This window comes from Rhizobium sp. NFR03, assembly GCF_900111275.1.
GTDB lineage: Bacteria > Pseudomonadota > Alphaproteobacteria > Rhizobiales > Rhizobiaceae > Ferranicluibacter.
In genome coordinates this window covers 720486-731486 of sequence record NZ_FOGR01000003.1, presented here as the reverse complement: position 1 = coordinate 731486, position 11001 = coordinate 720486, and the positions used below count along the sequence as shown (strand labels likewise).

Genomic DNA, 11001 nt, shown 5'->3' with positions numbered 1-11001 from the left:
CAAGATAGCGCACCCGCACGGAAGTTTGGCTTGCGGCGTTCGTCGCATGCACATGCCCGATGCGCCCTGCACCGAAGACGGCGAGATGTAGCATGAAGATCCTCCCGATCCATCCGAGCCACTTCGGCTTCGTTCGTTGTCGGCAGTCTAGCGCGGTGCTAATGAGGGGATACGTCGATCTTGATGAGATCTCCTCAAATGGAGTGTGCCGTGGGCAAGCCGACATCGCGAGACCTCGCCATCGCAGCCGGCGTGTCGCTGGCCACGGTCGATCGTGTCCTCAACGGGCGCGGCGGCGTGAGCCCGGACAAGGAGCGGCGCGTCCTCGAACAGGCGAGACGGCTGAAGATCAACCGCGTGATCGACCCGCGCGCTGCGCGGACGCTGCGTGTCGCCGTTCTCCTTCAGTCGCGCGCAAATCCGTTCCACGCGGTCGTGCAGGATGGTTTCGAGACGGCGACGCGACTTTACCCGCAATATAACCTGCAGTTTCAGGTTCATCACATCGACCCGGTTCGACCCGCCGCCACCGTTGCGCTCATTCAGTCTTTGGGCGGGCACTGCGACGCATTGATCATCGTCAGTTCCCAGAACGAGGATGTCGCGACGGCTCTTCGAGACTGGGGCAGGCAGGGCAAGCCCGTCATGACGCTTGCCACCGATATTCGCGACGCGGGTCGCATTGCCTATATCGGACCCGACAACCGGAAAGCAGGACGCGTCGCCGGAGATTTGATGGCACGCCTGATGGGCAGGGAAGGCGGCGAAATCGTCATCATATCCGGCATGCTGAGCATGATCGGCCATGAGGAGCGCGAGATGGGCTTCCGCGCCGTGTTGCGCGAACGCTATCCGCACTGCCGGGTGACGGACGTCCTGGAGAGTCTGGAACGTGCCGAAACGGCAGGGGATCTCGTCTTCAACGCCTTGCGCAGAAACCCTGAGATCCGCGGTATCTATAACGCTTCCGCCGGCGCGCAGACGGTCGTTACGGCGCTGAAGACACTCGGACGCGCTGACGAGGTCGTTTTCATCACGCACGAGCTGACCGACGACCGCCGCCAACTCATTCGCCAAGGCCTGATCGATGTCATCATCGATCAACGACCTGACCTCGAAGTGCTCACCGCCGTTCAGGCACTGGCGTCCTATTTCGGCAGGAACGACCATCCGCCGGCATCCCTCGTGACGCCGATCGATATCTACATGATCGAAAATGCTTGAGGCATCGCTTGTTGCCGGCAACCTGAGCGGAAATCCGCGTCGCATTTTGCCTCAATACCGAGCGGAGATGTTTTGATCCGGGACCGAAGTGGCGGTATCGTGCAAGTGGCTACTGACTGTGTCACATCCCGCTGTCGCTTCCGTGCTTCCAGTCTGACGTCAGGTTGCAAGGATACGCAGGATGTCCACACTGCGCGGCCTCCGTTCAGATGTAGCCGATATGACGATGATCGATGGAACAGCGCGATATGACCAGGCTTCTTTTCTCCATTCCGGTGCACGAGCGGCCTGACATCGTTCTCGAGCAGATCCGGAATATTGGCTATTTCTGCCCGGGTTCGGTCATCTGCCTGCATGTCTCCGCGACCGCCCTGGCGGAAAAGGAGGCCTTTCGCGCGCTCTGCGAGGCGGAGAATGTCCTGATCAATCCGAACTCGTACGAAACGAAGTGGTCGGCCGGGATCATGCATACCCATATCAGCAACTTTCTGCATGCGAACGGGACGAATGTCGCGTTCGACAAGATCGTCCTGATATCCTCGAACGAGATGCTCGTGAAGCCGGGGCTTGCGGACTATGTCGGGAAATACGACATCGGCTCCCAGATGGAAGTCTATGACAAGGCGAGCGACTGGGGCGTCTTTCGCGAGGCCTATCTCCAGCATCCGGGCATGCAGAGCTTTCTCTCCCTGTTGAGCTTGCCGCTGTTTTTCGGAGGGCAGGCCGAAGGCCAGTTTGCCAGCCGGCATATCTTTTCCCAGCTTTCGCGGGCATTCATCGATCACTTCCCCATGGAGTCGATCGGTTTCCCGATCGAGGAAGTGGTTCTCCCGACCTTCGCCGCACGCCTCGCGATGACCGGTGTGACCGTCGGCCAGCCGATCACGCTGTGCAACTATTGCAACAATCTCGACATCGACGCGGACGTTGTGGAAACCGTACGGAGCGGTAAAGGCGCCGTTTTCGCCCTTCGCATCCCCAAGGCGCTGCGGTCGCCGCATGTCGGGGCATCGGTTCTCGACAGTGTCTTCAGCGTCAAGCGCGTTCCCCGCGAAGCGTGTGAACTCCGCGACTACATCAACAGTCTCATGGTCTAACGGCTGAGCGACCGTCTAAACCTGTCGCGCCAATCTGTGCAAGGGTGCACCCGAGCGTCGCTATGCATCCTCACCGGGCGCATTCATCAGTGCATTGCGCACGAGGCCGCAATGGTCGTTCTGCGTCGAGAGCAGGGTGACCGGATCGACCAGACCGGCGCTGACGCCGAGGGCGTTGGCGGCGGCCCAGCCCCAGTTCTCTTGCGCCATTTGCAGAAGCCGCGGACCTTCGGCCGAAATGCAGGCCCGGCCGGCCTGGATCAGTTCGGCCGAGGGCATGCCCTGTAGGCGATCGGTCAGCTCGGCCTGAAGCGGCGTGACGACGAAGATGGCGAAGAGGTAGCTGATGAAGTCGGACACTCTGGTCTCCTGTTATGGAGTCCATAGATGGTTACGCATATTGCAGATACAAGGCGCGTGCTCGCCCCCGCTACTGCGGCAGACCGCGTCGCTTCAGTCCTTCTTGCGGGACTTGGCAACCTTCTTCACGGGCGCATCGGGCACGGGCTGGCTGGCTTCCTGGGCGATACGGGCTTGCTTCAGACGCTCGGTCTTGGCGCGTCTCTGGGCGGCCTCGACTTCGATGATGGATCTGGAGGCAGAATCGGTCTGCATGGCCTTGGCATTCGCGGGGCGGGCTTCGGTCTTGAACAGGCGGTCGGCGGGAACCAAGGCGTTCTCCTTCGGGAGCATCTGTGGGGCGTCGACGGCCGGTCGGCCACGATCGCGCATCTGGTATCTGTTACTCTCGCCCTTGTTTCGGCTGCAGTCACGAAACTGAAACCGGATCCGATCTCGGTCTGACGCAGCATCCGGTTGGCGGCCCCGATCCCTCCGGGGAAAACCGCGGGGACGGATCGCTTCGTTGTGGAGGGCAGAGTTCGTCTCGTTCAGCTCGGCCTGCCCCGGTGCGGGGCCGGCATTTGCAGTGTTATGAAGAGCTTACTGCATTGTGCTGAAAATCGAAAGCGCCTGGGACAGGAAATACAGGGCGAAGCCATCCGGCCAGCGAGATGCGGCGGTAAGGCCTGTTGGGGAAACACGGGCGCCGGTTTCGCGGAAACGACAGGCTCCAAACGGGCTTCCCGCGGCCGGCACACTCCGCATCCGAAAACCCGGGCGCGGCACGCAGGCACAAAAAAAGGCCGGGAAATTCCCGACCTTCTCGATATCGTCTCGACGGTTTCTGCCAGTACATCCATGGTCAGGCGCCGGAAACGAAATTCTGTATATTAGGCTGCAGACAGGTTGTCGGCAGCGCTCTTGCCGCTACGACGGTCCTGAACGATTTCGAAGTTGACCTTCTGGCCTTCGTTCAGCGAACGCATGCCGGCGCGCTCAACGGCCGAGATGTGTACGAAAACGTCAGCTGCGCCGTTGTCCGGAGCGATAAAGCCGAAGCCCTTGGTTGCGTTGAAGAACTTTACGGTACCTGTTGCCACGACGTGATTCCTTTTCAATCGTGATGATGTTTCGCTCGCAGTGTGCGCGCGGTGATAGATCGACGTTGAAAGAGAAGATTGAACGGCGCGTTGCGCGGGAGCAAAGCTCAAAATGCAAGATCGATAAGCGCTAGATAGACGATCCCCCCGCGAATTGCAAGTCGTCTCCGTCAGTTTGCACGATCTTCTGGCAGTATTCGGCCGGCAAGGCCTTGGAAAGGCTGGAAAATGCCGGCCATTGACGTTTTGGTGACGAATCGGGAATCTCTGCCTAGCGCTTGAGGCTGCCGAGAATACCGCGCACCAGAGCCCGGCCGAGCGAGGAGGCGACGGTTCGCGCCACGGTCTTCATGGCGGCTTCCACCACCGTTTCCCGCTGATACCCTGCGCTGCGGGGTTTGGCTGCCGTGCCGGCGCGCGTGGGCTTTTGCACCGGCTCCGTATCGTCGCCGAAGCCCGGCAGCGTCCATCGGCTGCCGCCGGAAGGCTTTGCGTCCGCCCCCGTTTCCGCTTCGCGTGCGGCCTCTGCCTGCTGGCTTGCTCTTGCGGCGCGCGCGGCGAGGATCTCGTAGGCTGATTCGCGATCCACATCGGTGTCGTAAAGGCCGGCAACGGGGCTCAGCGCCATCACCTGCGCGCGCTCAGGCTCCGTCAGCGCACCGACGCGGGCCGATGGCGGGCGGATCAGCGTGCGCTCCACCATGGAAGGCGCGCCCTTGCCTTCAAGCGTCGAGACCAGCGCTTCGCCGGTCGAAAGTGTGGTGATGACCTCCGCGCAGTCGAAATCCGGGTTCGGACGGAAGGTTTCGGCGGTGGTTTTCACCGCCTTCTGTTCGCGCGGCGTATAGGCGCGCAACGCGTGCTGCACCCGGTTGCCCAGCTGCGCCAGCACGGTTTCCGGCACGTCCAGCGGGTTCTGCGTGACGAAATAGACGCCGACGCCCTTGGAGCGGATCAGCCGCACCACCTGCTCGATGCGTTCCAGCAACACCTTCGGCGCGTCCTTGAAGAGAAGATGCGCCTCGTCGAAGAAGAACACGAGCCTGGGCTTTTCCGGGTCGCCCACCTCCGGCAGTTCCTCGAACAGCTCCGATAGCAGCCAGAGCAGAAAGGTGCCGTAGAGCCTCGGATTCATCATCAGCTTGTCGGCGGCGAGCACCGAGATCGTGCCACGGCCATCTGGCGTCACGCGCATGATGTCCGTTACCTTCAGCGCCGGCTCGCCGAAGAAATGCTCGGCGCCCTGCTGCTCGAGGATCAGCAGCTCCCGCTGGATCGAGCCGACGGAGGCCTTCGAGATCAGGCCGACGGTGGCGGAGAGCGCGCTCGCATTCTCGCTCATATAGGTGAGGAGTGCACGCAGATCCTTGAGGTCGAGAAGGGGCAGGCCACCTTCGTCGGCAATCTTGAAGGCGATGTTCAGCACGCCTTCCTGCGCATCCGTCGCATTCATCAGCCGCGAGAGGAGGAGGGGCCCCATCTCCGACATGGTGGTGCGAACACGGTGGCCCTTCTCGCCATAGAGGTCCCAGAAGATCACCGGAAACTGGTTGAATTCGTAAGGGTCGAGCCCGATCTCGGCGGCACGCTTGATGAGGAAATCCTTGGGCTCGCCGCGGGCGGCGATGCCGGAGAGATCGCCTTTGATGTCGGCGCAGAACACCGGCACGCCGGCACTCGCAAACCCCTCGGCCAGCACCTGCAGCGTTACGGTCTTGCCCGTGCCCGTGGCACCCGTCACCAGCCCGTGACGGTTGCCGTATTTCAGGGTCAGGTACTCGCCCTTGTCGAGCGTGTCGTCGGGCTTGCGGCTCGTGCCGAGGTAGAGCATTCCGGGCTGCAGCATTGCCATGTGGGTATCCATTCGCTTGTTTGCCGGCGATACTATACGTTGCCCGCAGGCAGACAAGCACATGCGCAGCCCGATCGTCCTCCAGACGTTGAACGTGCTTCGGATTTCCCGTCGTTCGGCACCTGTCGTGCGCTTTGCGATCAGCGCCGGCATTGCAGTTGGCGGGCGACCGATTTACCATTCAGCGCAGTTTCGCGGGGCGCCGTTGAAAACCCTCCGGGACGGCTTGATTTCTTCTCCCATCCCTTTACGTTGACGTGAACGTTAGAGCGCTTGCCGAGGAGAAAAGCATGAGCGAACTGGTCACCCGCGTATCCGATAATGTCGGCATCGAGCCGGACAAGGCGGAAAAGGCGATCGGCATGATGTTGGGCTTCCTCCAGCGCGAAGCCGATGCCGGCCCTGTTGCGCGCATGATCGAAGCCGTGCCCGGCGCGCCCGATCTGGTCGCCCGCTTCAACGGCGAAAGCTCCAAGCCCGGCCTTCTCGGCAAGGTGATGGGCGCCGTCGGCGGCGGCGTCATGGCACTTGGCCAGCAGCTGATGGGCCAGGGCCTGTCCATGGGCGAAATCACCGGTCTCGCCAAGGAAACGCTCGCCTACGCCCGCGAGCACGCCGGCGACGAAACGGTTGATGCGGTGATCAACTCGGTTCCGGGCCTGCGCCAGTTCGTTTGATGACCTCGTGGGTCATCCCGCAGCCGCCGATGCGAGTTTCCGTCATCCTCGGGCTTGTCCCGAGGATCTGCTGACCTCACAAAAATCGAAACCCTGCAGATGCTCGGGACAGGCCCGAGCATGACGAATGGGAGCGTTGCGGCTCCCTCCATCGATGCGAACCCTTACCTCACGCCGCAGCGTCCCATTCCGGCGCCAGATGGCCCGGATTGACGATGCGTCCGTCGGGGCGGGCGAGCGCGTGGATGGCCTGCATTTCCCCAAGCGACAGTTCGAAGTCGAAAATGCCGAAGTTCTCGGCCAGCCGCGCCTCCGTCGAGGTCTTCGACAGCGTGATGACGCCGTCCTGCTGGATCAGCCAGCGCAGCACCACCTGTGCGGCGGTCTTGCGGTGGTGGCTGCCGATGTCGTTCAGTACGGGCTCTTTCGGCACCCGGCCATCGGCCATGGCATAATAGGCGGTGATCGACTGGCCTAGGTCGCGCGCCGTCTGCAGCACTTTCGACTGGTCGATATAGGGATGATACTCGATCTGGTTGGTCACCAGTGGCGCGTCGGACAGGCGGCTTGCCTCGCGCATCTCCTGTGTGTTGAAGTTGCTGATGCCGATATGCCGCGTCTTGCCGGCCTTCACGGCGGCGTTCAATCCCTCTATCTGCTCTTCGAGCGGCACCGAGCTTCCGCGTGGCCAGTGCAGCAGCAGGAGGTCGACATGGTCGGTCTTGAGCTTCTGCAAGCTCTCGTCTACCGACTGTGCAAAGCTCGACCGGGCATATTTTTCCGGCCAGACCTTCGTCGTCAGGAAGATCTCGTTGCGGGAGACGCCCGACTGCTGGATGGCCGTGCCGACCTCAGCCTCGTTGCCGTAGATCTGTGCGGTATCCACATGGCGAAAGCCGAGCTGGATGGCTTTCGGCACGATCTCCAGAACCTCCGGTCCCGGCATGCGGAAGGTTCCGAAACCGAGTGCGGGGATCTCGGCGCCATTGGCTTTGACGATGTTCATAAGCATATCTCCTGTGTCGAAATCGCTCGGCCGATCTGCGGCCGGGCGGGGAAGGGGGCTGCGCTGATCCTCTACAAGAGGATGCTGAAATCCGGCCAAGGGATTCTCCGCGCTGGGTTTCCCGGGCGGCTGGAATGTACGGCGTCCGGAGAGAAAGGTAATGGGACCGAGTGCGGAAGGTTCCCGTAAAGCTCACCCATGCGGGCGCCGTGACGCCAGCCCCTGCCCGGGACAAGCCCGAGCATGACGGCGGAGAGGGCGAACGGTTGCAGACACCAGAACCTGGCAGTGATGAACCGGAAACCGTATCAGCCGGTCAGGGGCGGATCCAGCCGCGCAAAGCCTTCCTGTCGGCGATAGGGGAAATGCGGATAGGGTGCCGTCACCGTGCTTGCCGCATCCAGCGAGCGGATCTGGTCCGTGCTCAACTGCCAGCCGATGGCGCCGAGATTGTCGCGGAGTTGTGCTTCGTTGCGGGCGCCGATGATGACGGATGCGACCGTCGGGCGTTGCAGCAGCCAGTTGATCGCGACCTGCGGCACGGTCTTCTCCGTCTCCTTCGCCACAGCCTCCAGCGCATCGATGACGCGATAGAGATGCGCGTCCTCGACCGGCGGACCGAAGCCGGCCGTGGCATGCAGGCGGCTCGTCTCCGGTATCGGCCTGTCGCGACCGATCCTGCCCGTCAGACGACCCCAGCCGAGCGGGCTCCAGACGAGCGCGCCCAGCCCCTGATCCTTGCCGAGCGGCATCAGATCCCACTCATAGTCGCGACCGATGAGGGAGTAGTAGACCTGGTTTGCGACGTAGCGCGGCCAGCCGTGCTTCTCGGCCACAGCGAGCGATTTCATGATCTGCCAGCCGGCAAAGTTCGAGATGCCGACATAGCGCACCTTGCCCGCCCGCACGAGCATGTCGAGCGTGGCCAGAACCTCCTCGACCGGCGTCGCGGCGTCGAAGGCATGCAATTGGAAAATGTCGATCACGTCGGTTCCGAGCCGCTGCAAGGCCGACTCGACGCTCTGGACCAGCCGGCTGCGGGATGTCCCCGCATCGTTGGCACCGTCCCCCATCGGCAGCCCGGCCTTGGTCGAGATCAGCACCTTGTCGCGGCGCCCCTTGATGGCGGCGCCGAGGACCGTTTCGGATGCTCCGTTCGAGTAGACGTCTGCCGTGTCGAACAGCGTGACCCCGGCGTCGATGGAAATATCCACCATTCGCCGTGCTTCGGTTTCGTCCGCCGTGCCCCAGGCGCCGAACAGAGGGCCGGAGCCGCCGAAGGTGCCGGCGCCGAAGCTTAAGGCAGGAACTTTCAGGCCGGATCGGCCGAGTGTGCGATGGTCCATGGAGGGTGTCCTTTCAGATGGGGATGTCATGCGCGCACGGCCTCGACCTTCTTCTCCCGAGCATCGAGAGATCCGCTCAGCACCGTCAGTCCCAGCGCGCCGAGCACCATCAGCGCGCCGACCCAGGGCGTGGCGCCGAGGCCGAGCGAGGAGGCGACCGTGAGACCGCCGATCCAGGCGCCGGCGGCGATGCCGAGGTTGAAGGCGGCGATGTTGAGCGCCGAGGCGACATCGACGGCGGCCGGGCGATGCTGACGGGCCAGTTCCACCACGTAGAGCTGAAGGCCGGGCACCGTGGCGAAGGAGAGAAAGCCGAGTGCGGTCAGCGTCACGAGTGCGGGAATGGTGGCGCTGGCCGTGAAGGTGAGCAGAAGCAGAACCAGCGACTGGGCCGCGAAGAGAAAGGCGAGGGCCTTCACTGGATTGCTGTTGGCCAGGCGTCCGCCGGCAAGGTTTCCTGCGGCAATCGCGAGGCCATAAAGCACAAGGACGAGGCTGACGGCGGAAGCGGAAAGGCCGGTCACCTCTTCCAAGAGCGGTGCGAGATAGGTGAAGGTCACGAAGGTGCCGCCATAGCCGAGCGCCGTCATGCCGAAGACGAGAAGCAGGCGGCCGCTGCCGAGAACCTTGACCTGATCCATGATCCGGGCCGGCGGGCTGGCGGGCAGGTTGGCCGGCAGCAGGAGCGCGATGGCGCCCAGCGCAACGGCACCGAGACCGGCGACAGCCGCAAACGTGGCGCGCCAGCCAAATGTCTGTCCGATCAGCGTGCCGAGCGGAACGCCGGTGACGATGGCGACGGTGAGGCCCATGAACATCATGGCGATAGCCGAGGCCCGCCGGTTTTCCGGCACCAGCCCGGCCGCAATGGTCGCGCCGACGGAGAAGAACACACCATGCGCAAAGGCCGAGAGGACCCGCGCGACGAGGAGAAGGCCGTAGCCGGGCGACAGGGCCGCCAGCGTGTTGCCGATGATGAACAGCGCCATCAGCCCGAGCAGCAGGGGTTTGCGGGCGATGCGCCCGGTCAGGGCGGTGAGGATGGGGGCGCCGAAGGTGACGCCGAGCGCATAGATCGAGACGATGATGCCGGCCATCGGCAGCGTGATGTCGAGATCGCGAGCGACCGTCGGCAGCAGGCCGACAACGACGAATTCCGTGGTTCCGATGGCATAAGCGGCAATTGTCAAGGCGAGAAGGGCAAGGGGCATAGCGAGCCTCCATGAGGTTCCGAGGGGACGCGGCGGGGGTCCGAAGTCCAGCCGCAAGGGATGACCGAGATATATGCGGAGCCCGCTTGTGCGATAATCCGCTGTATTGGATAATCACCTGTGACTTGAATTCATGAAGGACCAGACATGGACAACCGCGCGGGAGAGATGGACGTCTTCGTGGCGGCGGTGGATGGAGGCGGCTTTTCCGCGGCAGGTCGTCGGCTCGGCCTGTCGCCGTCCGCCGTCAGCAAGCTCGTCGCCCGGCTGGAGGACCGGCTGGGAACGCGGCTCCTGGTGCGCACCACGCGAACATTGCAGCCGACGCCCGAGGGAGAGCTTTATCTGGCACGGGCCCGCACAATCCTTGCCGATATCAACGAAACCGAACGCCTCATCGCCAGCGGCACGCAGGCCGTGCCGCGCGGTGTCTTGCGGGTCAGCGCGCTCATGGCCTTTGCCGAGCGTTTCATCCTGCCGCTCATCGGCGAGTTCCGCAGCCTCTATCCCCATGTCCTGATCGATCTGTCGCTGAGCGACGACGTGGTCGATCTGGTCGGGGACCGCACGGATATCGCCATCCGGTCCTCCGGGGCGCTGCGGGATTCCTCGCTGAAGGCGCGAAAACTGCTCGACAGCCACCGCCTTCTCGTCGCCTCGCCCGCCTATCTCGCCCGCCATGGCACGCCGCAGGTGCCGGCCGATCTGGCGCGGCACGCCTGCCTCGGCTTCAATATTCCCGGTATTCGCACCGAATGGCCGTTTCTCGATCCCGCAACAGGTGCGACCATCCAGCGACCGTTCGAGCCAGCGGTTCTCGTCAATGCCGGCTTCATCATGCGGCGGCTCTGCCTCGATGGCGTCGGCATCGGCCGCATCGGCGCTTTCCACATCCAGCCGGATGTCGATGCCGGCCGCCTCGTGCCGCTGTTGCAGGCGCACCGCCCGGCCGACAGCGAGACCATCCACGCCGTCTTCGCCAGCCACGAGCACCTTGCCGCCCGCATCCGCGCCTTCATCGATTTTCTGGTGGCCCGCATCGACCCTCTCGAAGGCGCATTGCCGGAGCGAGCGGCAACGTCTTGAGAGCCGCCACACGAGACATTAGGTAAAGACATCGCCCGCCGTGATCCTGCGCGGTGGCAA

Annotated in this window: 11 protein-coding genes; 4 read left to right on the top strand and 7 right to left on the bottom strand. The window is 63.2% G+C overall.

All coding sequences use genetic code 11. The features are described 5' to 3' along the window. Positions 1 to 210: 210 nt before the first annotated feature. Both BSG19_RS13215 and BSG19_RS13210 read left to right on the top strand, forming a co-directional pair. Complete coding sequence (locus tag BSG19_RS13215) at positions 211 to 1224, top strand: LacI family DNA-binding transcriptional regulator (RefSeq protein ID WP_244529231.1); 1014 nt, start codon at positions 211 to 213, stop codon at positions 1222 to 1224. A 248-nt stretch (positions 1225 to 1472) separates the two neighbouring features. Then, on the top strand, positions 1473 to 2321 hold the full coding sequence (locus BSG19_RS13210; protein ID WP_139274768.1) for a hypothetical protein: 849 nt from the start codon (positions 1473 to 1475) through the stop codon (positions 2319 to 2321). 60 nt (positions 2322 to 2381) lie between these two features. Here BSG19_RS13210 and BSG19_RS13205 read toward each other — a convergent pair whose 3' ends face one another. The 4 genes from BSG19_RS13205 to BSG19_RS13190 form a co-directional block, all read right to left on the bottom strand. Further along, complete coding sequence (locus BSG19_RS13205; protein ID WP_092988418.1) at positions 2382 to 2681, bottom strand: hypothetical protein; 300 nt, start codon at positions 2679 to 2681, stop codon at positions 2382 to 2384. Positions 2682 to 2774: 93 nt separating this feature from the next. After that, positions 2775 to 2993 (bottom strand): hypothetical protein, encoded by a 219-nt coding sequence (locus tag BSG19_RS13200; RefSeq protein ID WP_139274767.1) that lies wholly within the window; start codon positions 2991 to 2993, stop codon positions 2775 to 2777. A 560-nt stretch (positions 2994 to 3553) separates the two neighbouring features. Further along, positions 3554 to 3763 (bottom strand): cold-shock protein, encoded by a 210-nt coding sequence (locus tag BSG19_RS13195; protein ID WP_092932651.1) that lies wholly within the window; start codon positions 3761 to 3763, stop codon positions 3554 to 3556. A 271-nt stretch (positions 3764 to 4034) separates the two neighbouring features. Beyond that, positions 4035 to 5609, bottom strand: a complete 1575-nt coding sequence (locus BSG19_RS13190; RefSeq protein WP_092988516.1) for a helicase HerA-like C-terminal domain-containing protein — start codon at positions 5607 to 5609, stop codon at positions 4035 to 4037. A gap of 296 nt (positions 5610 to 5905) precedes the next feature. Here BSG19_RS13190 and BSG19_RS13185 point away from each other — a divergent pair, with 296 nt between their 5' ends. Further along, positions 5906 to 6292 carry a DUF2780 domain-containing protein gene (locus BSG19_RS13185; protein ID WP_092988416.1) on the top strand — a complete coding sequence of 129 codons (387 nt, stop codon included), beginning with the start codon at positions 5906 to 5908 and terminating at the stop codon, positions 6290 to 6292. A 169-nt stretch (positions 6293 to 6461) separates the two neighbouring features. On the opposite strand, the gene BSG19_RS13180 is transcribed toward BSG19_RS13185, so the two are convergent. The 3 genes from BSG19_RS13180 to BSG19_RS13170 all read right to left on the bottom strand — a co-directional run bounded on the left by BSG19_RS13180 (position 6462) and on the right by BSG19_RS13170 (position 9855). Beyond that, positions 6462 to 7298, bottom strand: a complete 837-nt coding sequence (locus tag BSG19_RS13180) for an aldo/keto reductase (RefSeq protein WP_092988415.1) — start codon at positions 7296 to 7298, stop codon at positions 6462 to 6464. Between the two features lie 308 nt (positions 7299 to 7606). Beyond that, positions 7607 to 8644: an aldo/keto reductase gene (locus tag BSG19_RS13175; protein ID WP_092988414.1), complete on the bottom strand. Its 1038-nt coding sequence runs from the start codon at positions 8642 to 8644 to the stop codon at positions 7607 to 7609. A 26-nt stretch (positions 8645 to 8670) separates the two neighbouring features. Beyond that, positions 8671 to 9855, bottom strand: a complete 1185-nt coding sequence (locus tag BSG19_RS13170) for an MFS transporter (RefSeq protein ID WP_092988413.1) — start codon at positions 9853 to 9855, stop codon at positions 8671 to 8673. Positions 9856 to 10002: 147 nt separating this feature from the next. Between BSG19_RS13170 and BSG19_RS13165 the strand changes: the two genes are divergently transcribed. After that, on the top strand, positions 10003 to 10941 hold the full coding sequence (locus BSG19_RS13165) for a LysR family transcriptional regulator (protein WP_092988412.1): 939 nt from the start codon (positions 10003 to 10005) through the stop codon (positions 10939 to 10941). The last annotated feature ends 60 nt before the right edge of the window (positions 10942 to 11001 follow it).

What these genes read in the sequence shown, in the direction of transcription:
- BSG19_RS13210 (WP_139274768.1), top strand. Translation starts at nt 1,473, where the DNA reads ATGACCAGGCTTCTTTTCTCCATTCCGGTGCACGAGCGGCCTGACATC.
- BSG19_RS13190 (WP_092988516.1), bottom strand. Translation starts at nt 5,609, where the DNA reads ATGCTGCAGCCCGGAATGCTCTACCTCGGCACGAGCCGCAAGCCCGAC.
- BSG19_RS13185 (WP_092988416.1), top strand. Translation starts at nt 5,906, where the DNA reads ATGAGCGAACTGGTCACCCGCGTATCCGATAATGTCGGCATCGAGCCG.
- BSG19_RS13180 (WP_092988415.1), bottom strand. Translation starts at nt 7,298, where the DNA reads ATGAACATCGTCAAAGCCAATGGCGCCGAGATCCCCGCACTCGGTTTC.
- BSG19_RS13175 (WP_092988414.1), bottom strand. Translation starts at nt 8,644, where the DNA reads ATGGACCATCGCACACTCGGCCGATCCGGCCTGAAAGTTCCTGCCTTA.
- BSG19_RS13170 (WP_092988413.1), bottom strand. Translation starts at nt 9,855, where the DNA reads ATGCCCCTTGCCCTTCTCGCCTTGACAATTGCCGCTTATGCCATCGGA.
- BSG19_RS13165 (WP_092988412.1), top strand. Translation starts at nt 10,003, where the DNA reads ATGGACAACCGCGCGGGAGAGATGGACGTCTTCGTGGCGGCGGTGGAT.